The organism is Pseudomonas sp. SJZ074 (genome assembly GCF_007828215.1).
Lineage (GTDB): Bacteria > Pseudomonadota > Gammaproteobacteria > Pseudomonadales > Pseudomonadaceae > Aquipseudomonas.
Genome location: NZ_VIUE01000001.1, coordinates 97211 through 121500 on the forward strand (window position 1 = coordinate 97211; position 24290 = coordinate 121500).

General features: G+C 59.1%; 24 protein-coding genes. 15 read left to right on the plus strand and 9 right to left on the minus strand.

Annotated elements, in window-relative coordinates:
* Positions 1-25 precede the first annotated feature (25 nt).
* Positions 26-652 (minus strand): response regulator transcription factor, encoded by a 627-nt coding sequence (locus FBX99_RS00515; protein WP_024779512.1) that lies wholly within the window; start codon positions 650-652, stop codon positions 26-28.
* Between the two features lie 474 nt (positions 653-1126).
* Here FBX99_RS00515 and FBX99_RS29070 point away from each other — a divergent pair, with 474 nt between their 5' ends.
* Positions 1127-1618: a hypothetical protein gene (locus FBX99_RS29070; protein ID WP_145130385.1), complete on the plus strand. Its 492-nt coding sequence runs from the start codon at positions 1127-1129 to the stop codon at positions 1616-1618.
* Positions 1619-1711: 93 nt separating this feature from the next.
* On the opposite strand, the gene FBX99_RS00525 is transcribed toward FBX99_RS29070, so the two are convergent.
* Positions 1712-2929, minus strand: coding sequence for an argininosuccinate synthase (locus tag FBX99_RS00525; protein WP_024779511.1), 1218 nt, complete (start codon positions 2927-2929; stop codon positions 1712-1714).
* Positions 2930-3057: 128 nt separating this feature from the next.
* Entirely contained in the window at positions 3058-4083 is a 1026-nt protein-coding gene (locus FBX99_RS00530; protein WP_144924778.1) for an OmpA family protein, read from the minus strand.
* Positions 4084-4273: 190 nt separating this feature from the next.
* Here FBX99_RS00530 and pyrC point away from each other — a divergent pair, with 190 nt between their 5' ends.
* Together pyrC and rnt are read left to right on the plus strand one after the other, a co-directional pair.
* Positions 4274-5320 carry a dihydroorotase gene (gene pyrC, locus FBX99_RS00535; protein ID WP_144924775.1) on the plus strand — a complete coding sequence of 349 codons (1047 nt, stop codon included), beginning with the start codon at positions 4274-4276 and terminating at the stop codon, positions 5318-5320.
* Complete coding sequence (rnt, locus tag FBX99_RS00540) at positions 5317-5994, plus strand: ribonuclease T (RefSeq protein ID WP_047701157.1); 678 nt, start codon at positions 5317-5319, stop codon at positions 5992-5994. The genes pyrC and rnt overlap by 4 nt, the downstream gene beginning before the upstream one ends.
* Positions 5995-6126: 132 nt before the next feature.
* On the opposite strand, the gene FBX99_RS00545 is transcribed toward rnt, so the two are convergent.
* Positions 6127-6729 (minus strand): peroxiredoxin, encoded by a 603-nt coding sequence (locus FBX99_RS00545; protein ID WP_144924769.1) that lies wholly within the window; start codon positions 6727-6729, stop codon positions 6127-6129.
* Between the two features lie 296 nt (positions 6730-7025).
* Between FBX99_RS00545 and FBX99_RS00550 the strand changes: the two genes are divergently transcribed.
* Both FBX99_RS00550 and bfr read left to right on the plus strand, forming a co-directional pair.
* A complete protein-coding gene (locus FBX99_RS00550; protein ID WP_041020240.1) occupies positions 7026-7244 on the plus strand; it encodes a bacterioferritin-associated ferredoxin in 219 nt (72 codons plus the stop codon).
* A gap of 199 nt (positions 7245-7443) precedes the next feature.
* On the plus strand, positions 7444-7917 hold the full coding sequence (bfr, locus tag FBX99_RS00555) for a bacterioferritin (RefSeq protein WP_041020241.1): 474 nt from the start codon (positions 7444-7446) through the stop codon (positions 7915-7917).
* 230 nt (positions 7918-8147) lie between these two features.
* Here bfr and grxD read toward each other — a convergent pair whose 3' ends face one another.
* The 3 genes from grxD to FBX99_RS00570 form a co-directional block, all read right to left on the minus strand.
* Positions 8148-8498: a Grx4 family monothiol glutaredoxin gene (gene grxD, locus FBX99_RS00560; protein WP_144924765.1), complete on the minus strand. Its 351-nt coding sequence runs from the start codon at positions 8496-8498 to the stop codon at positions 8148-8150.
* Between the two features lie 99 nt (positions 8499-8597).
* The gene (locus tag FBX99_RS00565; protein WP_144924762.1) at positions 8598-10706 is read right to left on the minus strand and encodes a molybdopterin oxidoreductase family protein; all 2109 of its coding nucleotides are present in this window, start codon (positions 10704-10706) and stop codon (positions 8598-8600) included.
* Positions 10707-10837: 131 nt separating this feature from the next.
* A complete protein-coding gene (locus FBX99_RS00570; protein ID WP_047701161.1) occupies positions 10838-11122 on the minus strand; it encodes a hypothetical protein in 285 nt (94 codons plus the stop codon).
* Between the two features lie 403 nt (positions 11123-11525).
* Between FBX99_RS00570 and argF the strand changes: the two genes are divergently transcribed.
* Together argF and FBX99_RS00580 are read left to right on the plus strand one after the other, a co-directional pair.
* Complete coding sequence (gene argF / locus FBX99_RS00575; RefSeq protein ID WP_144924759.1) at positions 11526-12446, plus strand: ornithine carbamoyltransferase; 921 nt, start codon at positions 11526-11528, stop codon at positions 12444-12446.
* Positions 12443-13552, plus strand: a complete 1110-nt coding sequence (locus FBX99_RS00580; RefSeq protein ID WP_144924756.1) for an ABC transporter ATP-binding protein — start codon at positions 12443-12445, stop codon at positions 13550-13552. The genes argF and FBX99_RS00580 overlap by 4 nt, the downstream gene beginning before the upstream one ends.
* A 134-nt stretch (positions 13553-13686) precedes the next feature.
* Here FBX99_RS00580 and FBX99_RS00585 read toward each other — a convergent pair whose 3' ends face one another.
* Both FBX99_RS00585 and ybaK read right to left on the minus strand, forming a co-directional pair.
* Positions 13687-14469, minus strand: a complete 783-nt coding sequence (locus FBX99_RS00585; protein WP_144924753.1) for a PhzF family phenazine biosynthesis protein — start codon at positions 14467-14469, stop codon at positions 13687-13689.
* A 113-nt stretch (positions 14470-14582) separates the two neighbouring features.
* Positions 14583-15053 carry a Cys-tRNA(Pro) deacylase gene (ybaK, locus tag FBX99_RS00590; RefSeq protein ID WP_144924750.1) on the minus strand — a complete coding sequence of 157 codons (471 nt, stop codon included), beginning with the start codon at positions 15051-15053 and terminating at the stop codon, positions 14583-14585.
* Positions 15054-15248: 195 nt separating this feature from the next.
* Between ybaK and glpK the strand changes: the two genes are divergently transcribed.
* The 8 genes from glpK to FBX99_RS00630 all read left to right on the plus strand — a co-directional run bounded on the left by glpK (position 15249) and on the right by FBX99_RS00630 (position 24134).
* On the plus strand, positions 15249-16754 hold the full coding sequence (glpK, locus tag FBX99_RS00595; protein ID WP_144924747.1) for a glycerol kinase GlpK: 1506 nt from the start codon (positions 15249-15251) through the stop codon (positions 16752-16754).
* 94 nt (positions 16755-16848) lie between these two features.
* Positions 16849-17604, plus strand: a complete 756-nt coding sequence (locus FBX99_RS00600) for a DeoR/GlpR family transcriptional regulator (protein ID WP_144924744.1) — start codon at positions 16849-16851, stop codon at positions 17602-17604.
* A 222-nt stretch (positions 17605-17826) separates the two neighbouring features.
* The gene (locus tag FBX99_RS00605) at positions 17827-18552 is read left to right on the plus strand and encodes a hypothetical protein (protein ID WP_144924741.1); all 726 of its coding nucleotides are present in this window, start codon (positions 17827-17829) and stop codon (positions 18550-18552) included.
* A gap of 348 nt (positions 18553-18900) precedes the next feature.
* Positions 18901-20439 carry a glycerol-3-phosphate dehydrogenase gene (gene glpD, locus FBX99_RS00610; RefSeq protein ID WP_144924738.1) on the plus strand — a complete coding sequence of 513 codons (1539 nt, stop codon included), beginning with the start codon at positions 18901-18903 and terminating at the stop codon, positions 20437-20439.
* A gap of 439 nt (positions 20440-20878) precedes the next feature.
* The gene (locus FBX99_RS00615; RefSeq protein ID WP_055126729.1) at positions 20879-21793 is read left to right on the plus strand and encodes a glutamate/aspartate ABC transporter substrate-binding protein; all 915 of its coding nucleotides are present in this window, start codon (positions 20879-20881) and stop codon (positions 21791-21793) included.
* Positions 21794-21985: 192 nt separating this feature from the next.
* Positions 21986-22732 carry an amino acid ABC transporter permease gene (locus tag FBX99_RS00620; protein WP_144924735.1) on the plus strand — a complete coding sequence of 249 codons (747 nt, stop codon included), beginning with the start codon at positions 21986-21988 and terminating at the stop codon, positions 22730-22732.
* Positions 22732-23403 (plus strand): amino acid ABC transporter permease, encoded by a 672-nt coding sequence (locus FBX99_RS00625; RefSeq protein WP_041020253.1) that lies wholly within the window; start codon positions 22732-22734, stop codon positions 23401-23403. Before FBX99_RS00620 ends, FBX99_RS00625 begins: the two co-directional genes overlap by 1 nt.
* Positions 23400-24134, plus strand: coding sequence for an amino acid ABC transporter ATP-binding protein (locus FBX99_RS00630; protein ID WP_024779491.1), 735 nt, complete (start codon positions 23400-23402; stop codon positions 24132-24134). Before FBX99_RS00625 ends, FBX99_RS00630 begins: the two co-directional genes overlap by 4 nt.
* The last annotated feature ends 156 nt before the right edge of the window (positions 24135-24290 follow it).

Genomic DNA, 24290 nt, shown 5'->3' on the forward strand with positions numbered 1-24290 from the left:
TTACTGAGTACGCGTGACCGAAACCTCACACCAACCCGTTACGCTGTGCCAGCTCGATCAGGTCGACCAGCGAACGGGCATTGAGCTTCAACAACAAGCGGGTCTTGTAGGTACTGACGGTCTTGTTGCTCAAGAACATCCCGTCTGCAATTTCCTTGTTGGTTTTTCCGCGAGCCAGTTGTTGCAGCACCATCATTTCTCGTCCAGACAAGCGATCCACCATATCGGACTCGCTGGCATTACCCAGACTCGAACGCACCGTGTGCAACGCCTGGTTGGGAAAATAGCTGTAGCCGGAGAGTACCGCCTTTATCGCACTCAACAATTCCGTGAGATCCTGTTGCTTGCATACATATCCGGCCGCCCCCGTCTGCATGCATCGCATCGAAAAATGCCCGGGTGCCTGGGAAGTCAGCACCAGCACTTTCAACGGTGAAGGGTTGGCGGTCAGACGCGCAATGACCTCCAATCCATCCAACTTCGGAATACCAATATCCAGGATGACAATATCAGGGGCTTGCTCCCGGGCAAGTTGTAACGCATCGACGCCGTTATCCGTTTCGGCAATAACTTCATAACCATGACGCTCCATCAGTAAACGTACAGCAAGACGAATGACGGGATGATCATCGACGATCAGCACTTTATTCATGGGCAAATCCAACTTCGCTGTTCGAATTTTTAGAGCAGGCACAATAGCCTAGTCATTTCTACCTTGGCATGCCGCGCCCCCTGGCCGCCCACACCGAAAGACGCAACCTACAGGCAACACAGAAAATTCCTACAAATTCCCGTAGAAATAATGTGTCATGAATAGGTCAGCAGAACCCGAGGAGCGCTTCCTTGGTTCCCGCGCTCCTATGAACAGCGTGGCTTTGACCCTAGGAAACCACTCTTTTTACATGAGGACAGGCACTCGGCCGCTCATAAAAAGTAACCGATTTATTTATCCATAAATCAAATTTCCTCCCACCCAAGCAACAGAATTCATATAAAAGATCAGGACCACCTCATATAACTATTACTAGAAGACGTCTCCTTTTCGTCATTCAACGCCTTGACCTCAACCCTTTTCAAACTTTACTCAACTTAAACTACCGAACTGGATCACCCATGAGCATTCATCATGAACAGACCTTTGAAAACCATTGCAAACCCCATGACCCTCATCGCTATATTCGCAACTTTATCCGAAACCTCCGCAGCGATTTCCCTGCCGTTTCTGGATGCTCAGGATCGTAAATATTATTTGTGGTTCCTGATCAGTTTTCCTTTTTATCTGTTGCTTCTTTTTTTCGTCACGCTCAATTTCAATTATCGCTCGTTATATTCCCCTTCGGACTTTCGCAAGAACAAACACTTCGTCAAGACCATGGATGAGCCGACGTGCCGCGGTAGACGTATGTTCCGTCGGCCCCACAAGATGAAAAAATGGCGGCGGCGCCTTCAGCGAGCAAAGCACGATCCACGGTGCCTGGTCTTTCTGGTGTATAGCCCGTCGGAGCGGCTGATCGAAATCAACCGGGCAAAACGTTCGAGACAGGCGAAGGAGCGTGCAGAGATCGTCGTGTACGTCATGTTCGACCACGACAGGGCCGACATTGTGCCGGACGGATAAACGATCAGGAGGAAGTGCCGCAATGGGGCGCAGCACAGGCTGGGAAGGAAAAAAACGGCCTGCTCAAGGCAGGCCGTTTTCACATCGGCAAGGTCAGAACAGCTTGCGACCCTTGTTCGCCGCGATACGCATGCGCAGGGCATTGAGCTTGATGAACCCGGCCGCGTCAGCCTGGTTGTAGGCGCCACCGTCCTCTTCGAAAGTCGCGATGTTGGCGTCGAACAGCGAATCGTCGGACTTGCGCCCGGTCACGATCACGTTGCCCTTGTACAGCTTCAGGCGTACGACACCGTTCACATTGACCTGGGAAGCGTCGATCATCTGTTGCAGCATCAGGCGCTCAGGGCTCCACCAGTAGCCGGTGTAGATCAGGCTGGCGTACTTGGGCATCAGCTCGTCCTTGAGGTGCGCCACTTCGCGGTCCAGGGTGATCGATTCGATTGCCCGGTGGGCGCGCAGCATGATGGTGCCGCCCGGGGTTTCGTAGCAACCACGGGACTTCATGCCGACGTAACGGTTCTCGACGATGTCCAGACGACCGATGCCGTGTTCGCCACCAATGCGGTTCAGGGTCGCCAGCACCGTGGCCGGGCTCATTTCCACGCCGTCCAGTGCAACGATATCGCCGTTGCGATAGGTCAGTTCCAGGTATTGCGGGGTGTCCGGGGCCTTTTCCGGGGAAACGGTCCAGCGCCACATGTCTTCTTCGTGCTCGGTCCAGGTATCTTCCAGCACGCCGCCTTCATAGGAGATGTGCAGCAGGTTGGCATCCATCGAGTACGGGGATTTCTTCTTGCCGTGACGCTCGATCGGGATCGCATGCTTCTCGGCGTAATCCATCAGTTTTTCACGGGACAGCAGGTCCCATTCGCGCCACGGGGCAATGACTTTCACGCCGGGCTTGAGGGCATAGGCGCCCAATTCGAAACGCACCTGGTCGTTGCCTTTACCGGTAGCGCCATGGGAAATGGCGTCGGCGCCGGTTTCGTTGGCGATTTCGATCAGGCGCTTGGCGATCAGCGGACGGGCGATGGAGGTACCGAGCAGGTACTCGCCTTCGTAAACGGTGTTGGCACGGAACATCGGGAACACGAAGTCGCGGACGAACTCTTCGCGCAGGTCATCGATGTAGATCTCTTTGACGCCCATGGCCTGAGCCTTGGCGCGTGCAGGCTCGACTTCCTCGCCTTGTCCCAGGTCAGCGGTGAAAGTCACCACTTCACAGTTATAAGTATCCTGCAGCCACTTGAGGATCACCGAAGTGTCCAGGCCGCCGGAATACGCCAGAACGACCTTGTTTACGTCCGCCATGCCATCACTCCACGGGTTGTACGGAAAGCCGTGAAGTCTAACGTCCAGCGCAGATAATTTACAGAGGCGCGACAGCTTATGACGACGAAGCGACAGATTATGTCGACCGCGCGACGATCAACATTTGATCAGGATGTGCGCGCTGTCGCCGGAACGGGGCTCGGGGCCGTTGTCTTGCCCGGCGCGACCGCAGGTGCCGGGGCTTTGGCGGGTGCAGCGGTTGGTGCCGGAACCTTGGCTGGAGCCGCAGCGGGCGCAGGAGGCGCTGGCTGAGAGGCTGGTTGAGGAGCCGGAGTTTCGGAGGGAGACACACGTGACAGCTGGACGACCACACGACGGTTCTTGGCCCGGTTGGCGGCGTTGGTGTTGGGCACCAGGGGATAGCGCTCGCCATGGAAGCGCACGGTGATCTGCGACTCCTGGAAGCCATTGGCCTTGAAGAAATCCTGGACCGCCAGGGCCCGGCGACGTGACAGCTCACGATTGGTCAAGCGATTACCACTGTTGTCGGAGTGGCCATCAAGCTCGACATGATTGACGCTCGGGTCGGCCTTGATGAAGTCGAGCATGACCTGCAATTGAGCCTTGGCGTGCGCGTCGAGCTCGACCTCTTCGCCGGGGAAGCCGATCTGGGTCTGCTTCACTTGCTCGAAATTCTTGGGCAACAGTTTTGCCACACAGCCCTGATAGTCGCTGAAGGCCTTGTTGAAGCGCACGGGCAGCAGCCGGACTTCCGACACCCGCCCGTCCTCGGTATTGCGACGCACCACCGGGCTACGGCCCTCCATCAACCCGCTGATCAAACGCCCCGCCTGGACCTGGGAGCTATTGAACAGTACATCGCCACTGCCGATCCTGACCGAACCCAAGTTGATGTCGCCCCGTCCCGGTTGCCATGGCGCAGCCGCCGCCAGCAAGGTGGCCGATCCGCCGCCCTGCATCGGGTTATAGGTCTTGAGGCGGAACGTGGCCTGCTCGCCCGCCCGGCGCACGAATTCGCCGCTGCCGAAATCGGTGATCGGCTGGCTTAGCCGGCACTCGAACTTGTCACCTTCGACCGTCCACTCAATGCTCTCCAGACGGGTCTGGAAAGTGAGCGCCATGGCAGGAAGGCTGGCAAACACACTGAGCAAGGCTAGATAACGCTGGCGCACGGGAGGCTCCACTGGCTTTTGTACGAAATTCGGTACTCGCTGGGAGTATGACGCCGCCCGAGACACCGCACGGATTCGGTTCATACCTGAAGGAGCTATCGGTCACTTGCGGCAAAACTTGATAGCGGGTGCCTGTATCGGTCTTTTCCGGTAGCATTCCCCAGAGTTTGACCCGCCTGGAAGCCCCCCAATGTCCGACCGCCTGACCCTGCTGCGTCCCGACGACTGGCATATTCATCTTCGCGATGGTGCTGTGTTGACCCATACCGTCGCTGATGTCGCGCGCACCTTCGGGCGCGCAATCATCATGCCTAACCTGGTTCCACCCGTGCGCAATGCCAGCGAGGCCGACGGCTATCGTCAGCGTATCCTCGCCGCACGCCCGGCCGGCAGCCGCTTCGAACCGTTGATGGTGCTTTACCTCACCGACCGTACCCAGCCCGAAGAGATTCGCGACGCCAAGGCCAGCGGCTTCGTCCACGCTGCCAAGCTGTACCCTGCCGGCGCCACGACGAACTCGGACTCCGGCGTCACCAGCATCGACAAGATCTTCCCGGCGCTGGAGGCCATGGCGGAAGTCGGCATGCCCTTGCTGATCCACGGTGAAGTCACCCGCGGCGATGTCGACGTATTCGATCGCGAGAAAATCTTCATCGACGAGCACATGCGCCGTGTCGTGGAGCGCTTCCCGACACTCAAGGTCGTATTCGAGCACATCACCACCGGCGATGCCGTGCAATTCGTCAACGAGGCCCCGGCCAACGTCGGCGCTACCATCACTGCGCATCACTTGCTGTACAACCGCAACCACATGCTGGTGGGCGGGATCCGGCCTCACTTCTATTGCCTGCCGATCCTCAAGCGCAACACCCACCAGGAAGCCTTGCTCGATGCCGCCACCAGCGGCAGCGCCAAGTTCTTCCTCGGCACGGACTCGGCGCCCCACGCCCGCCATGCCAAGGAAGCCGCCTGCGGTTGCGCCGGTTGCTACACCGCCTATGCCGCCATCGAGATGTACGCCGAAGCGTTCGAACAACGCAACGCACTGGACAAGCTCGAAGGCTTTGCCAGCCTCCATGGCCCAGGTTTCTACGGCCTGCCGGTGAACACCGATCGCATTACCCTGGTCCGCGACGAATGGACCGCCCCCGCCAGCCTGCCGTTCGGCGAACAGACTGTCATCCCGCTGCGCGCCGGTGAAAAACTGCGCTGGCGCCTGCTGGAGGAAAACGCGTGAGTGAAGAGCATTTCGATGACGAACTGGACGGTAACAGCGGTTCAAGCGGCACTCGCCATCCCATGGCTGCCCGGTTCCGCGGTTACCTGCCGGTCGTGGTCGACGTAGAGACCGGCGGCTTCAACTCCGCCACCGATGCGTTGCTGGAAATCGCCGCGACCACCATCGGCATGGACGAAAAAGGCTTCGTGTTCCCCGACCACACCTATTTCTTTCGCGTCGAACCCTTCGAAGGCGCCAACATCGAAGCCGCGGCCCTGGAATTCACCGGCATCAAGCTCGATCACCCGTTGCGCATGGCCGTCAGCGAGGAAACGGCCCTGACCGACATCTTCCGCGGTGTGCGCAAGGCACTGAAGGCCAACGGTTGCAAACGCGCGATCCTGGTCGGGCACAACAGCAGCTTCGACCTCGGTTTCCTCAACGCGGCCGTCGCCCGCCTGGACATGAAGCGCAACCCGTTCCATCCGTTCTCCAGCTTCGATACCGCCACCTTGGCCGGCCTGGCGTACGGCCAGACGGTGTTGGCCAAGGCTTGCCAAGCGGCCGACATCGATTTCGACGGCCGCGAGGCTCACTCGGCCCGCTACGACACCGAGAAAACCGCCGAGCTGTTCTGCGGGATCGTCAACCGCTGGAAGGAGATGGGTGGCTGGCAGGATTTCGACGATTGAAATAGGCCCCTGTGCTGGGGGATGTATCTGTGGCGAGGGAATTTATCCCCTCGCCACAAGTACTGCGTTTCAGTTTGAAACGCCCATAAAAAAACCGGCCCATCGAGGCCGGTTTTTTTATGCCAGGTTCGCTTACAGATTGTCGCCGTGCTCACCCAGGTAAGCAGCAACGCCTTCAGGCGAAGCGGTCATGCCCTTGTCGCCTTTTTTCCAGTTGGCAGGGCAGACTTCGCCGTGCTCTTCGTGGAATTGCAGGGCGTCGACCAGACGGATCAGCTCTTCCATGTTACGACCCAATGGCAAGTCGTTGACGATCTGCGAACGAACCACGCCTTTGTCGTCGATCAGGAATGCACCACGGAACGCTACGCCACCTTCGGACTCGACATCATAGGCCTTGGCGATTTCGTGCTTCATGTCGGCAGCCATGGTGTATTTCACCTGGCCGATGCCGCCGCCGTTGATCGGCGTGTTGCGCCAGGCGTTGTGGGTAAAGTGGGAGTCGATGGAAACGGCAATCACTTCAACGTTGCGCGCCTTGAAGTCGTCCATGCGGTGGTCCAGGGCGATCAGCTCGGACGGGCAGACGAAGGTGAAGTCCAGCGGATAGAAGAACACCAGGCCGTATTTGCCTTTGATGGCCGAGGACAGGGTGAAGCTGTCGACGATTTCGCCATTGCCAAGAACGGCAGGAACGGTGAAGTCAGGGGCTTGCTTGCCTACGAGTACGCTCATTGGATATCTCCTGGTGTAGTAACGTGAAAATTCAAGGTTCACATCAGCCTGCCACCCTCCGGCGACAGCCCTGTGACACGAACCTGCTTGCAAGGACCGACCATCATACACCGCGCATTTGGACTGTCCTCAACGGTTTTTTGGCGTTATCGAAAAATCGCCAGGGTGCCACTAAAAAACCGTTCGTCAGCCCGACGCCGCTCTAATCCAGGCATTTCAGAAACCACTTTGACAATCATTCTCGTTAACATTAAGATCCGTCTCAATTGAGTCACAACCAGCGACGGTTCTCACTTATGTATGTATGCCTCTGCACTGGCGTCACCGACGGGCAAATCCGCGAAGCGATCTATGAGGGTTGCTGCAGCTATCGCGAAGTCCGTCAGGCCACCGGCGTAGCCAGCCAATGCGGCAAATGCGCCTGCCTGGCCAAGGAAGTGGTTCGCGAAACCCTCGCCAAAGTGCAAACGGCACAGGCATCGATCCCCTTCCCCGTGGAATTTACCGCCGCTTGATAAACAGCTTTTTATAGAACCGGACTCAATGTCCGGTTTTTTTATGCCTTTAAATCAATTGCTTAGCTCCAAGACGCGGAACACAAACATTCTTATTCCGATTAATTTTCATTTATTATTCAATAACTTAGGTTTGACACCCGTAAATGCGCGGCTCAAACTCTGCCTCATACACAGCTACTACAGGGCAGGCCTCACCATGAAAGGCGACGTAACAGTCATCCAGCATCTCAACAAGATCCTTGCCAATGAACTGGTCGCAATCAACCAGTACTTCCTGCATGCGCGCATGTACGAGGATTGGGGCCTGAACAAGCTGGGCAAGCACGAATACCACGAGTCCATCGATGAGATGAAACACGCGGACAAGCTCATCAAGCGCATCCTGTTCCTCGAAGGCCTGCCGAACGTCCAGGACCTGGGCAAACTGCACATCGGCGAACACACCCGGGAAATGCTCGAGTGCGACCTGCGTATCGAACGCACCGGCCACGCCGACCTGAAAGCCGCCATCGCTCATTGCGAAAGCGTTGGCGACTTCGGCAGCCGTGAACTGCTGGAAGATATCCTCGAGTCCGAGGAAGAGCACATCGACTGGCTGGAAACCCAACTGGGCCTGATCGACAAAGTGGGTCTTGAGAATTATCTGCAATCGCAGATGGGCGAAGAGTAATCTTCGCCAAAAACGAGCCACTAAAAAGCCCCGCCCTCTGACGAGAGGCGGGGCTTTTTGTTGCCTGGACTTCAAGGACAACTGAAATCCACTGTGGGAGCGAGCCTGCTTGCGATGGCGGTGTATCAGCCGCCATCACTGTATCTGACCCGCCGCTATCGCGAGCAGGCTCGCTCCCACAAGATCCGGGTTCAACCACAATATGTGTGTTGAACCCGGACCAGCGTAAATCAGGCTTCGGTCTGGCTCGCCGCTTTCTCTGCCGCTTGCTTGACCGCATCCTTGATCGTGGTCTGCAACGTACCGTCAGCGGCCATCTCGACCATGATGTCGCTACCACCGATCAACTCACCCCCGACCCACAGTTGTGGGAAGGTCGGCCAGTTGGCGTACTTCGGCAGGTTGGCACGGATTTCCGGGTTCTGCAGGATGTCCACGTAGGCGAACTTCTCGCCACATGCCATTACCGCCTGGGCAGCCTTGGCCGAGAAACCGCATTGCGGCGCATTCGGCGAGCCTTTCATGTAGAGCAGGACAGTGTTGTTGGCAATCTGGTCTTTGATCGTTTCGATGATATCCATGGAGCACCTCGGCTTAAACTTCGCGACTTAAGTCGTCGACACGGTGGCGCATTGTAACGGAAAGCCGAGCAAGGTGCTCGGTCTCCTCCAGAGGCAAATTCACGCAGCCACCACCGTCACCGGCACGCCATTGAGCGCCGCATTGCCGGACAACTCGTCCAGCTGACGGTCGTCGGTCAGATCATTGGCGCTGGAGCCCGGCTGTTCGCTGGCAATGCTCATCTGCACGCCCGGCCGGGCATGCCCCCAACCGTGAGGCAGGCTGACCACGCCCTTCATCATGTCCGGGCTGCCCTGCACCTGGACTTCAATCACTCCCACCCGTGAACTGACCTTCACCCGCTGCCCATCACTCAGCCCGCGACTGACCAGGTCATCCGGGTGCATCAGCAACTGATGACGCGGCTTGCCCTTCACCAGCCGATGGAAGTTATGCATCCAGGAATTGTTGCTGCGCACATGCCGACGGCCAATCATCAGCAACTCGTCCGACTTGGGTGTCGGCAACGCGGCGAAACGTCCGATGTCGGCGAGAATCACCGCGGGGGCGGCCTGCACCCGTCCATTTTCGGTCTTCAGCCGCGGCGCCAGGTTGGGCTTGAGCGCCCCCAGGTCGATGCCATGGGGATGGTCAAACAGCGTCGCCAGGGACAGCTTGTGCGGCGAGTCATCCCCATAAGCGCCCGCCCGCAGGCCGAAGTCGATCATCTGCGCGGGCGGCATGGTCGGCTTGAGCGCCTTGCCGGTCCGAGCGGCGAAGGCCTTGGCCAGGCCGACAAAAATTTCCCAATCGTGCAAAGCGCCCTCGGGCTTGGGCAGGATGGCCCGGTTGAAACGGGTGACATTGCGCACTGCGAACAGATTGAACGTGGTGTCGTAATGGTCGTTTTCCAGGGCGGAGGTCGAAGGCAGGATCAGGTCGGCATAGCGCGTGGTTTCGTTGATGTACAAATCGACGCTGACCATGAATTCCAGCCCGTCCAGTGCCTGCTCCAGTTGCCGTCCGTTGGGCGTGGACAGCACCGGATTGCCGGCCACGGTAATCAATGCCCGGATCTGGCCTTCGCCCTCGGTGAGCATTTCCTCGGCCAGGGTCGACACCGGCAGTTCGCCAGAGTACTCGGGACGCCCGGACACACGGCTCTGCCAGCGGTTGAAATGCCCGCCCGAGGTACTGGCAACCACATCCACCGCCGGCTCGGTGCACAGCGCCCCGCCCGCCCGGTCCAGGTTACCGGTCACCAGGTTGATCAACTGGATCAGCCAGTGGCACAGCGTACCGAAAGCCTGGGTCGAGACGCCCATCCGCCCATAGCAGACCGCCGATGGCGCGGCCGCGAAGTCCCGGGCCAACTGACGAATCTGCGGTGCCGGCACTGCACAGAGCGGGCTCATCGCCTCGGCGGTGAAGGTTGCGACAGCCTGGCGCACGTCCTCGAGGCCATCCACCGGCAAGTGGCTGTCACGGGTCAGGCCTTCGCTGAACAGGGTATTGAGCAAACCAAACAGTAGCGCGGCGTCACCACCGGGGCGTACGAACAGATGCTGGCTGGCCATGGCCGCCGTTTCGCTGCGACGCGGATCGACCACCACCACCTTGCCGCCGCGGGCCTGAATCGCCTTGAGGCGCTTTTCGACATCCGGCACGGTCATGATGCTGCCATTGGACGCCAGCGGGTTGCCGCCCAGGATCAGCATGAAGTCGGTGTGGTCGATGTCCGGGATCGGCAACAACAGGCCGTGGCCGTACATCAGGTGGCTGGTCAGGTGATGGGGCAACTGGTCCACCGACGTCGCCGAGAAGCGGCTACGGGTCTTCAGCAAACCCAGGAAATAGTTGCTGTGGGTCGTCAGCCCATAGTTGTGCACACTGGGGTTGCCCTGGTAGACCGCCACCGCGTTCTGGCCGTGACGCTCCTGAATGGCTGCCAAACGCTCAGCGACCAATGCGAACGCGTCGTCCCAGGCGATGGGCTGCCATTCGCTACCAATGCGCTGCATGGGTTGGCGCAAACGATCCGGGTCGTTCTGGATATCCTGCAGAGCCACCGCCTTGGGGCAGATGTGACCACGGCTGAAGCTGTCCAGCGGATCACCCTTGATCGAGGTGATCGCCAGGCCCTGGCCTTCGGTTTCGGTGGTTTCCAGGGTCAAGCCGCAGATGGCTTCACACAGATGGCATGCACGGTGATGAAGAGTCTTGGTCATGGCCAGCCTCTGTTTTATTCGTGGCGGCCGCTTTCGGCCGCGGGAACAAAACTATGGCGCGTGATCCACGCCTTTGCCAGCGAGGTTCGTCCTGTGAATTGCCGGGCATCAGGCGTACCGATGAACTGGCATCACTGCTCCGGGGGCGGAGCCAGCAGTTGGATCTCTTCGACGGTCTGCACCTGTTCCTGGGCGATAGGCTCTCCCGTCAGCTCACCGATCAAGCGCCAATGCTCGTCGAGCCCGCCGCTGATGGTGGCCATGCGATCGATCATTCGGCGACCGGCGGCCTTGATGACTTCATCGTCGCTGCGCAACAACTCGAATGACATGGACGTCACCGAAGCGGTGAGGTGAGTCAGGGAGCGTGCCGTCAGCCCCAGCAGCTCCATCAGTTGTTGCTCTTTCGAATCCATTTCGAAACTCCTGCGTCTAGGGGTTCTTTTATAACCCAGCCCTTTTGCATTAGGAAATGTTTCGCACTCACCAACAGACAGGCGAATCATTGAGCGACAGGTCATAAAGCGACCACCTGTCATGCCAGGTCCGTCCCGACTGATTGCCAAGCCGCGCAACGCCAGTGTACAAATGGGTCGCTGCTGTCAGGAAACCGGCCTCAAACATGTCATCACAGTCTGGTGGTGACCCCGCTGAAATCCCCAAAACCGTAGCCCTATTGGTAAGACGCGACATTTAATGTCAATATCGCGCCTTCCCCTATTTTCGTCGCCCCCGTGCGGCTTTTGCCGCAGGTCTCGCCCGTTTTTCCTTAAACAAGGCTTTGAGTATCTGCGGTCCGTTACAAAAAGGTAGTCAATCATGAGCGCAAGGCACTTTCTCTCCCTGATGGATCTCACGCCCGATGAGTTGCTCGGCGTGATCCGTCGAGGCGTGGAGCTCAAAGACCTGCGTAACCGCGGCGTACTGTTCGAGCCCCTGAAGAACCGCGTACTGGGCATGATCTTCGAAAAATCATCGACCCGTACCCGTATTTCGTTCGAAGCCGGCATGATCCAGCTCGGCGGCCAGGCGATCTTCCTGTCGCCCCGCGATACCCAGCTGGGCCGTGGCGAGCCGATCGGCGATTGCGCCATCGTCATGTCGAGCATGCTCGACGTGGTGATGATCCGCACCTTTGCCCACAACACCCTGACCGAATTCGCCGCACATTCCCGTGTGCCGGTGATCAATGGCTTGTCCGATGACCTGCACCCCTGCCAGTTGCTGGCCGACATGCAGACGTTCCTGGAACACCGTGGCTCGATTCAGGGCAAGACCGTGGCCTGGGTCGGCGATGGCAACAACATGTGCAACAGCTATATAGAAGCGGCAATGCAATTCGACTTTCAGTTGCGCATCGCCTGCCCCGAGGGCTACGACCCCAACGCCGAGCTGGTCGCCAAGGCCGGGGACCGGGTGACCATCGTCCGTGATCCGAAACTGGCCGTAGCCGGCGCACATCTGGTGAGCACCGACGTCTGGACCTCCATGGGCCAGGAAGAAGAAACCGCCAGGCGTCTCGAGCTGTTCGCACCGCTGCAGGTCAACCGGGCCCTGCTCGACCTGGCGGACGCCGACGTGCTGTTCATGCATTGCCTGCCGGCCCACCGTGGCGAGGAAATCAGCTTCGACCTGCTGGACGACCCACGCTCGGTCGCTTGGGACCAGGCCGAGAATCGTCTGCATGCGCAAAAAGCCCTGCTCGAATTCCTTGTCGAGCCAGCGTATCACCACGCATGAGTCATTCCCTGCTGTTGAACCTGCAGAACCTGGCCTGCGGTTACCAGGATCAGCGAGTCGTGCAGAATCTCAACCTGCACCTCAATGCCGGCGACATCGGTTGCCTGCTCGGCTCGTCCGGGTGTGGCAAGACCACGACACTGCGGGCCATCGCCGGCTTCGAGCCGGTACATGAAGGTGAAATCCAGCTGGCCGGAGAAACCCTTTCCCGCGCCGGCTTCACCCTGGCTCCGGAAAAACGCCGTATCGGCATGGTGTTCCAGGACTACGCACTATTCCCCCACCTGAGCGTGGCCGAGAACATCGCCTTCGGCATCCGCAAGCATCCGGCCAAGGATCGCGTGGTGGAAGAGCTGCTGGAGCTGGTCAACCTGAAGAACCTGGGCAAACGCTTTCCCCACGAACTGTCCGGCGGCCAGCAACAGCGGGTGGCGCTGGCCCGTGCGCTGGCGCCGGAGCCACAGCTGCTGTTGCTCGATGAGCCGTTCTCCAATCTCGACGGCGAGCTGCGTCGCAAACTCAGCCATGAGGTGCGGGACATCCTCAAGACACGCGGCACCAGCGCCATTCTGGTCACCCATGACCAGGAAGAAGCCTTCGCCGTGAGTGACCATGTCGGCGTGTTCAAAGAGGGCCGGCTGGAGCAGTGGGACACGCCCTACAACCTCTACCACGAGCCGTTGACGCCCTACGTCGCCAGTTTCATCGGCCAGGGCTATTTCATCCGTGGCCGGCTCGAAAGCCCGGAATCGGTGCAGACCGAACTGGGTATCCTGCGTGGCAACCGGGCCTACACCTGGCCCGTCGGCGGCGCGGTGGACGTGCTGCTGCGGCCGGACGATATTGTCTATGCGCCGGACAGCCCACTCACCGCCCGGATCGTCGGCAAGACGTTCCTGGGTGCTTCGACCTTGTACCGCCTGCAATTGCCGACGGGAGCGCAGCTGGAATCGATTTTCCCGAGTCATGCTGATCATCAGGTCGGCGCCAATGTCGGTATCCGCGTGTTGGCTGAACACCTGGTGCTGTTCCAGGCCTCGGGCAGCATGGCCGCGCAGATACCGGCGGTGGAAAGTGGGGTGCGGCGGTACAGCACGGCTCATTGAGCCTGGCCCGAGCCGCCTTCTCTCCACGGTGCTCGGATCTTTGATTGCAGGAGCAACTGTCTTATCTTTGCCGCCGTCCATCGCGAGCAGGCTCGCGATAGCGGCCTGACTCTCCCTGACGTACTCAGTTCAACTCAGCCCAGCAACAACGTCCCACTGGCCACTAGCATCGCATCCCCGCCAATTTTCACCCGCTCCCCCTCCAGCCGGCAGAACAACGCCCCACCCCTGGTCGAGCACTGATAGGCCGTCAGTCCCAGCTTGTTCAGGCGCTTGGACCAGTACGGAACCAGGCTGCAATGGGTCGATCCGGTCACTGGGTCCTCGTTGATACCAATCGCTGGCGCAAAGAAACGCGAAACAAAGTCATGCCGGCTACCCGGCGCGGTCACGATAGCACCGGGCCACGGCAGTTTGGCCAGGGCCGCCATATCCGGTTTGCAATCGAGCACCGCTTGCTCCGACTCCAGCACCACCATCAGTACATTGGATGACAGGACGTCCACCGCCTCGACACCGAGGGCATTCTGCACGGCCAGGGAGGCGCCCAGTTCGCTGGGCACCATGGCCGGGAAATCCAACCACAACCGGTCACCTTCGCGACTGACGCTCAAGGGGCCGGACTTGCAGATAAAATCCAACCGCTCGGCAGTCTCGTGGTAGACCTCGAACAGCACATGGGCGCTGGCCAGCGTGGCGTGTCCGCATAACGGGACTTCGGTGGTGGGGGTGAACCAGCGGATGTGCCAATACTGGCCTTCGCGGACCAGGAACGCGGTTTCGGCCAGGTTGTGTTCGGCGGCGATCTTGTGCATCAAGTCATCGGCCAGCCAGGTATCGAGCCTATAGACTATCGCCGGGTTGCCGCCAAACGGTCGGTCGCTGAACGCATCGACTTGATGAAACGCAAGCTGCATGGCCTTCTCCTTGTAGGATCCTTGTTATAGAGGCGCGAGCATGTAGCGCCTTGAGCCGTCACGCCAGTGACAGATCAAGTGAATTTTCACCCTACAGCGTAGCCCGCAAGAGATCAGACACGGCCGATATCAGCGAACGCCGCCCCGGTATGCTCGGCCAGTACCCCTGGCGCCAGTTCCACCTCCAACCCCCGCCGCCCCGCACTGACATAGATGCTGGCAAAGGGCCGGGCGGAATTGTCGATGAAGGTACGCAAGCGCTTCTTCTGCCCCAACGGGCTGATACCGCCCAGCAGATAACCCGTGGAGCGTTGTGCGGCCGCCGGGTCGGCCATCTCGACTTTTTTCACCCTGGCGGCATGGGCCAGCGCCTTAAGATCCAGGCTGCCGACCACCGGCACCACCGCCACCAGCAACTCGCCTTTTTCGCTGGAAGCCAGCAATGTCTTGAACACCTGCGCCGGATCCAGCCCCAGTTTTTCCGCAGCCTCCAGGCCATAGGAGGCGGCCTTGGGGTCGTGTTCGTAGCTGTGGACACGATGCTCGGCGCGCACCTTTTTAAGCAGATCCAATGCGGGGGTCATGACCGCTCCTGAAGAAATCAGAAAAGAGTGGGCCGGGATTCTAAGTCATACTTCACGAATAGTTGAAAATATGACCGAAGGTTCACTTTCAATCTTTGACAGCAGCGTTTCTTGTCTATATTTTTTCGAAAGTGAAAGCCAGACCGCACATCTCGAGACCACCCGAGACCAGATTTACGTCCCAAGGCATTCGATATGACCGACATTCAGAACAAGAACTACATCATTGCCCTCGACCAGGGTACGACCAGCTCCCGGGCGATCATCTTCGACCGTGACGCCAATGTGGTCTGCACTGCCCAGCGCGAATTCGCCCAGCACTATCCCCAGGCCGGGTGGGTCGAACATGACCCGATGGAAATCTTCGCCACCCAGAGCGCGGTCATGGTCGAAGCCCTGGCCCAGGCCGGCCTGCATCATGATCAGGTGGCCGCCATCGGCATCACCAACCAGCGTGAGACCACGGTAGTGTGGGACAAGACCACCGGCCGACCGATCTACAACGCCATCGTCTGGCAATGTCGGCGCAGCACCGAAATCTGCCAACAGCTCAAGCGCGACGGCCACGAGCCTTATATTAGCCAGACCACCGGCCTGGTCACCGACCCGTACTTCTCCGGCACCAAGCTCAAGTGGATCCTGGACACCGTGGAAGGCAGCCGTGAGCGTGCGCGCAACGGCGAACTGCTGTTCGGTACCGTCGACAGCTGGCTGATCTGGAAATTTACCGGCGGCAAGGTCCATGTCACCGACTACACCAACGCCTCGCGCACCATGCTTTTCAACATCCATTCCCTGGAGTGGGACGCGAAGATGCTCGACATCCTCGACATCCCCCGGGAAATGTTGCCGGAAGTGAAGTCCTCCTCGGAAATCTACGGCCGCACCAAGAGCGGCATTGCCATTGGTGGTATCGCCGGCGACCAGCAGGCCGCTCTCTTCGGCCAGATGTGCGTGGAACCGGGCCAGGCGAAAAACACCTACGGCACCGGCTGTTTCCTGTTGATGAACACCGGGGAGAAGGCGGTCAAATCCAATCACGGCATGCTCACCACCATCGCCTGCGGCCCCCGCGGCGAAGTGGCCTATGCCCTGGAAGGAGCAGTATTCAATGGCGGCTCCACAGTGCAATGGCTGCGCGACGAGCTGAAAATCGTCAACGACGCCCTCGACACCGAATACTTCGCCAACAAGGTCAAGGACAGCAATGGCGTGTACCTCGTGCCCGCCTTCACGGGTCTGGGCGCGCCGTACTGGGACCCCTATGCCCGTGGCGCCTTGTTCGGCCTGACCCGCGGCGTTCGGGTCGATCACATCATCCGCGCGGCGCTGGAGTCGATTGCCTACCAGACCCGCGACGTACTCGATGCCATGCAGCAGGATTCCGGTGAACGCCTCAAGGCCCTGCGCGTTGATGGCGGCGCGGTGGCGAACAACTTCCTGATGCAGTTCCAGGCCGATATCCTCGGCACCCAGGTCGAACGCCCGAAAATGCGCGAGACCACAGCCTTGGGCGCCGCCTACCTGGCGGGCCTGGCGTGCGGCTTCTGGGGCAGCCTGGAAGAGTTGCGCGGCAAAGCGGTGATCGAGCGCCGGTTCGAACCACAACTGGACGAACAGGCGAAGGAAAAACTCTACGCCGGTTGGAAAAAAGCCATCAGCCGCACCCGTGATTGGGAATCCCATGAAGACGCCGAGTAGCCTGAAACCGGCATGAGAAAGGACTGAAACTGGTCGGGAGTGGATTCCTGCGGCATCATGGGCAAATTTTGCATGGCAGCCCAAAGGAAGCCCCATGAATCTGCCTCCCCGTCAGCAGCAAATCCTCGAACTGGTCCGTGAACGCGGCTATGTCAGCATCGAGGAAATGGCTCAGGTGTTCGTCGTCACCCCGCAAACCATCCGCCGCGATATCAATCAGCTGGCCGAGATGAACCTGCTGCGTCGCTACCATGGTGGCGCCGCCTACGATTCGAGCGTTGAAAACACCGCCTACGCCATGCGCGCCGATCAGATGCGCGATGAGAAACAACGCATCGCCGAAGCCATCGCCGCGCAGATCCCCGATCATGCGTCGCTGTTCATCAACATCGGCACCACCACCGAATCCATCGCCCGGGCGCTGCTCAACCACAATCAGCTGAAAATCATCACCAACAACCTGCACGTGGCTTCGATCCTCAGCGCCAAGGACGACTTCGAAGTGCTGATCGCCGGCGGCAACGTGCGCCGCGACGGCGGCGTGGTTGGCCAGGCCAGCGTCGATTTCATCAACCAGTTCAAGGTCGACTTCGCCCTGGTAGGTATCAGCGGCATCGACGAAGACGGCAGCCTGCTGGACTTCGATTACCAGGAAGTGCGCGTCTCCCAGGCAATCATCGCCAATGCCCGGCAAGTCCTGCTGGCGGCGGATTCCAGCAAGTTCGGGCGCAACGCCATGGTCCGCCTGGGGCCCATCAGCCTGATCGATTGCCTGGTCACCGACCAGCAACCGGTGCCGGCCTTGGTGCAGTTGCTGAACCAGCACAAAATTCGGTTGGAGGTGGTTTGACTGCCATCCATCCGTCCAGCGTTTCGGGCTTTAAAATTCTGCTAGCTTGAAAAATAGCCAAGCGGTCGAATACCAGATTTGCTGACAGACCATGACGTTGGGTTTGTGCCTTCTCAATCCTGCGTTCGTTTGGGCACCCGCTCCGCACCAGCCGAGCGGGCACTGACCAAATGACCACGGCACGTAGTAGCTGCCATGACTTGAGTGTGTGGAGTTACTACTATGACCGATTTGCCAAAAGACCTGCGTTACCTTCCTGGTGCCGATGTACTGGATCTTCCGATGGTCATGGAGCTTTCGCCAGAAAGTGGAAATCTCGATTTGCCCTCGGTTGCCGAGTCAGGAGCCGTTGTCCGCATAGCGGTCTATCCGGGTATGACTACAAACGATACTGTCCAGCTTTCATGGCTGGGCGGAAACGAGGCGAGCAGCTATTACGCAAAGTCGTCGGTACGGGATCCCGAGCGGTTTCTCGATTTCGTTGTACCGAAGAGTGTTCTGCGCGCAGACCCTGGGACGCCTCCGGGAACAAACTTTGCCCATCCAGATGTCAGCTATCAGGTTTTTCCAGCCTCTGGGGAAAACAAGGAATCAGCAGTCAACTCCTTGTATTTCCATCGAAGCGAAATCTCACCGAACCCACCCCCGGAAGTTCCGGCTGCCACCGGAGGTCTGTTCGATCCTGACAAAATCCCCGACCCCGGACTCACAATTATTTTTCCCAGGTTCGTTGTACTGTGGGCTAGATGGACAAGCTACGGACGCGACGGCAGGGTGATGTATAGGGAGCGATTCGGCGTAGGAGATGACCTTTCTGTGGTTATCTTTCGCCCGGTCCTGAACCTGACCGAGGATGGCGGCGAGGTACGCATCGTCTATTACACCGGGAATGATGAAAATATCCTTGGGACATCTCTTCCAGCCGTGCTGAAAGTCACGCGCGATTGAAATCTAAAGTATATCGGCGGCACGTTTTCAACGTCGCCGATGCCAACACCCAAGCCCTCCTCAACCCTACGTTTGCCCCGTTACGAGGCGCCCACACGCTCAATGTAAGTCAGTTAAGCCATCACTCGTGGGAGCAAAGCTTGCTCCCACGAGCTCTGCGGCGCCTCCCCCTGGTTGACCGACATTACCTGCGCCCTAATTTTTTTCGAAAATTTTCCTTTCAGTTTCCTTTGATCAGTATTTTCAATCGAAGCCCACTGGCTGCCGGCGTCTTTATGGGCTAATATTTTCGCAAATGAACATTTATGTTCGAATTCAAATATTGCGAACAGAACCCGAGGCCAGCCGATGCCCACCTCCACGTTGCCTACGCCCCCAATTGCCGAAATCTACGACCTTGCCGTCATTGGCGGTGGTATCAATGGCGTAGGGATTGCCGCGGACGCTGCCGGTCGCGGTCTTTCGGTGTTCCTTTGCGAAAAGGACGACCTGGCCAGCCACACCTCCTCGGCCAGCAGCAAGCTGATCCACGGCGGGCTGCGCTACCTCGAACATTACGAATTCCGCCTGGTGCGTGAAGCATTGGCCGAGCGCGAGGTGTTGCTGACCAAGGCCCCACACATCGTCAAGCAGATGCGCTTCGTATTGCCTCACCGTCCGCACCTGCGCCCGGCCTGGATGATCCGTGCCGGCCTGTTCCTTTACGATCACCTGGGCAAGCGTGAACAACTCGCCGGTTCCAAGAGCTTGAAATTCGGTGCCGACAGCGCGCTGAAAAGCGAAATCACCAAGGGCTTCGAATACTCCGATTGCTGGGTCGACGACGCTCGGCTGGTAGTGCTCAACGCCATGGCGGCGAGGGAAAAAGGCGCGCACGTCCACACCCGTACCCGCTGCGTGAACGCTCGCCGCAGCAATGGACTGTGGCATTTGCACCTGGAACGCGCCGACGGCAGCCTGTTTTCCATCCGCGCCAAGGCCCTGGTGAATGCGGCCGGCCCGTGGGTCGCCAAGTTCATTCGCGATGACCTGAAGATGGAATCCCCCTATGGCATTCGCCTGATCCAGGGTAGCCACGTGATCGTGCCGAAACTCTACGAAGGCGAACACGCGCATATCCTTCAGAACGAAGACCAGCGCATCGTGTTCACCATTCCTTACCTGAACCAGTTCACCCTGATCGGCACCACCGACCGCGAATACACCGGCGATCCGGCCAAAGTGGCGATTACCGACGGCGAAACCGATTACCTGTTGAATGTGGTCAACGCCCACTTCAAGAAACAGATCAGCCGTGACGACATTCTGCACAGTTATTCCGGTGTACGTCCGTTGTGCAACGACGAGTCCGACAACCCATCGGCCGTGACCCGGGACTACACCCTGGCACTCTCCGGCGTCGGCGTAGAGGCGCCCTTGCTGTCGGTGTTCGGCGGCAAGCTGACCACCTACCGCAAACTGGCCGAATCGGCCATGGCGCAACTGGCCCCCTATTTCACCCAGATACAGCCGAGCTGGACCGCCGACGCCCCGCTGCCCGGCGGCGAGAACATGACCACCCCGCAGGCGCTCTGCTCGGCAATTCGCGATAAGTTCGACTGGGTACCGACCGCCCTCGCGCGCCGTTGGGCCACGACCTATGGCAGCCGTACCTGGCGCATGCTTGAAGGCGTGCACAATCTGAGCGACCTGGGGGAGTTGATCGGTGCCGACCTCTATACCCGGGAAGTCGACTACCTGTGCAGTGACGAATGGGCCGTCGATGCCCGGGACATTCTGTGGCGCCGCAGCAAATTGGGCTTGTTCACCACTCCGGCCGAACAGGAGAAGCTGCAGCAATACCTGGATAAAGTTGCCCACAACCGCCGCAAGATCGAAGCGGCCTGATCGATACCCCGCCCCCCAAAGCCCCTGGATCCAGCGATTCAGGGGCTTTTTTCATTCTGGCATACACCGCATATCCCCTGTAGGAGCGGGCTTGCGCGCGAAAAGGGCAGCACATCCAGCATCAAAGTGGCTGACCTACCGCTTTCGCGAGCAAGCCCGCTCCCACTGGATTGAGACGGGCCCAAGCCATTCGGTTTTCCGAACACGACCCGACGGTCGGTTCGGCTAACCGGATAATTTGCCCACAAAAAACCTGAAACAAAACATTAATACCCATATAAAACAATAAGTTAGTACTAACGTCCTGGCCTGGCACGGGTCATGCTCTACACTCGTGGAGACGAATGCCCGGGCGCCAACACAACAGGAGCAACCGGACATTCGAAGTACTCAGGGCCGAACCGGCTGAAATAAAAAAAACAATGTCGAGGAAACATCGATGCGTATCGTTCCCCATCTCCTGGGCGCAGCCGTTGCTGTCGCTCTGATCAGCACCCCAGCTTTCGCCGCCGAACTGACCGGCACGCTGAAAAAGATCAAAGAGTCCGGCGTCATCACGCTTGGCCATCGCGACGCTTCCATTCCGTTCTCCTACATCGCGGACGCTTCCGGCAAACCGGTCGGCTACTCCCACGACATTCAGCTGAAAGTCGTCGAAGCCCTGAAAAAAGACCTGGACATGCCCAACCTGCAGGTCAAGTACAACCTGGTCACCTCGCAAACCCGTATCCCCCTGGTACAGAACGGCACCGTGGACCTGGAATGCGGCTCCACCACCAACAACGTCGAGCGTCAGCAACAGGTTGACTTCTCCGTCGGCATCTTCGAGATCGGCACCCGCCTGCTCTCCAAGAAAGATTCCAAGTACAAGGATTTCGACGACCTGAAAGGCAAGAACGTCGTGACCACCGCCGGCACCACTTCCGAGCGCCTGCTCAAGGCCATGAACGCCGACAAGCAGATGGGCATGAACGTCATCTCCGCCAAAGACCACGGCGAATCCTTCCAGATGCTGGAATCGGGTCGTGCCGTCGCGTTCATGATGGACGACGCCCTGCTGGCTGGCGAAGCGGCCAAGGCCAAGAAAGCCGATGACTGGGCCGTCACCGGTACGCCACAGTCCTACGAAATCTACGGCTGCATGATGCGCAAAGGCGACGAGCCGTTCAAAAAGGCGGTGGACGACGCCATCAAGGCCACCTACGCGTCGGGCGAGATCAACAAGATCTACGACAAGTGGTTCACCCAGCCGATCCCACCGAAAAACCTGAACCTGAACTTCCCGATGAGCGACGAGCTCAAGGCACTGATCGCCAATCCGACCGACAAAGCGGCTGACGACAAGAAGTCCTGATTTTTCTGACTAACCTTATCTCCTGAAGGGGCCCGGCCCTTTCAGGGGATGGTCACTCCCAGCTGACAATAAGGAAACACTCGAACCGGTGGCTGTCGAGCCGGTCGCGTGTGCCTGGCCTTCAAGGCCGGGCGGGAACGGAGCTTCCCCAGACGGGCATCTGTACATCGAACGATCTGAGGGGAGACCCTAATGAATTACAACTGGGACTGGGGCGTATTCTTCAAGTCCACCGGTGTGGGCAGCGAGACCTATCTCGACTGGTACATCGCCGGCCTGGGCTGGACCATCGCCATCGCCGTCGTGGCCTGGATCATCGCCCTGCTGCTGGGCTCGATCCTGGGCGTGATGCGCACCGTGCCGAACCGGCTGGTGTCGGGTATTGCCACCTGCTACGTGGAGCTTTTCCGTAACGTGCCCTTGCTGGTGCAGCTGTTCATCTGGTACTTCCTGGTGCCCGACCTGCTGCCCGCCGATATCCAGGAATGGTACAAGCAGGACCTGAACCCGACCACCTCGGCCTACCTGAGCGTCGTCGTGTGCCTGGGCCTGTTCACCGCCGCCCGGGTCTGCGAGCAAGTGCGCACCGGTATCCAGGCGCTGCCACGCGGCCAGGAATCCGCGGCCCGGGCCATGGGCTTCAAGCTGCCGCAGATCTACTGGAACGTGCTGCTGCCACAGGCCTACCGGATCATCATTCCGCCGCTCACCTCGGAATTCCTCAACGTCTTCAAGAACTCCTCCGTGGCCTCGCTGATCGGCCTGATGGAACTGCTCGCGCAGACCAAGCAGACCGCCGAGTTCTCCGCCAACCTGTTCGAAGCCTTCACCCTGGCGACACTGATCTACTTCACCCTGAACATGAGCCTGATGTTGCTCATGCGCATGGTCGAAAAGAAAGTCGCGGTGCCCGGCCTCATCTCCGTGGGGGGTAAATAATGGAATTCGATTTCAGTGGTGTCGTCCCGGCCATTCCCGGCCTGTGGAACGGCATGGTAATGACCCTCAAGCTGATGGTCCTCGGCGTGGTCGGCGGCATCGTCCTGGGCACGATCCTGGCGTTGATGCGCTTGTCCCACAACAAGTTGCTGTCCAACATCGCCGGCGCCTACGTCAACTACTTCCGCTCGATCCCGCTGCTGCTGGTAATCACCTGGTTCTACCTGGCGGTGCCGTTCGTGCTGCGCTGGATCACCGGCGAAGACACGCCAATCGGGGCGTTCGGCTCTTGCGTCGTGGCGTTCATGATGTTCGAAGCCGCGTACTTCTGCGAAATCGTACGGGCCGGCGTGCAGTCGATCCCCAAGGGCCAGATGGGCGCCGCCCAGGCGCTGGGAATGAATTATGGCCAGACCATGCGCCTGATCATCCTGCCCCAGGCGTTTCGCAAGATGACCCCGTTGTTGCTGCAACAGAGCATCATCCTGTTTCAGGACACCTCGCTGGTGTACACCGTCGGCCTGGTGGACTTCCTCAATGCTTCGCGGGCCAATGGCGACATCATCGGCCGCTCCAATGAGTTCCTGATCGTCGCAGGTCTCGTGTACTTCACAATCAGCTTTGCCGCCTCGCTGCTGGTCAAGCGTCTGCAAAAAAGGTTCGCCGTATGATCTCTATCAAGAACATCAACAAGTGGTATGGGGACTTCCAGGTACTGACCAATTGCAGCACCGAGGTCAGCAAAGGTGAGGTGGTGGTGGTATGCGGGCCGTCGGGTTCGGGCAAGTCCACCCTGATCAAGTGCGTGAACGCCCTGGAGCCGTTCCAGAAAGGCGACATCGTCGTCGACGGCACGTCCATCGCCGACCCGAAGACCAACCTGCCAAAACTGCGTTCGCGGGTGGGCATGGTGTTCCAGCACTTCGAACTGTTCCCGCACCTGACCATCACCGAGAACCTGACCATCGCGCAGATCAAGGTGCTGGGTCGCAGCAAGGAAGAAGCCACCAAGAAAGGCTTGCAGTTGCTCGATCGGGTCGGCCTCTCCGCGCACGCCCACAAGCATCCGGGACAGCTCTCCGGCGGCCAGCAACAGCGCGTGGCGATTGCTCGTGCGCTGGCGATGGACCCAGTGGTCATGCTGTTTGACGAACCAACGTCGGCCCTCGACCCGGAAATGGTCAACGAAGTGCTCGACGTGATGGTGCAACTGGCCCACGAAGGCATGACCATGATGTGCGTGACCCACGAAATGGGCTTCGCCCGTAAAGTGGCGAACCGGGTGATCTTCATGGACCAGGGCCAGATCATCGAAGACTGCCCGAAGGAGGAGTTCTTCGGCGACATCAGCGCCCGCTCCGAACGTGCGCAGCACTTCCTTGAGAAAATCCTGCAGCACTAAAAGCTCCACCCTTCTCTGTGGGAGCGGGCTTGCTCGCGAATAGGGCAGCACATTCAACCTCATGTGGCTGACACACCGATTTCGCGAGCAAGCCCGCTCCCACATAGGGGTTGGAGTTGGCTTGTAGATTTGTGTTGTGGTTGACCCAAGGCTTCT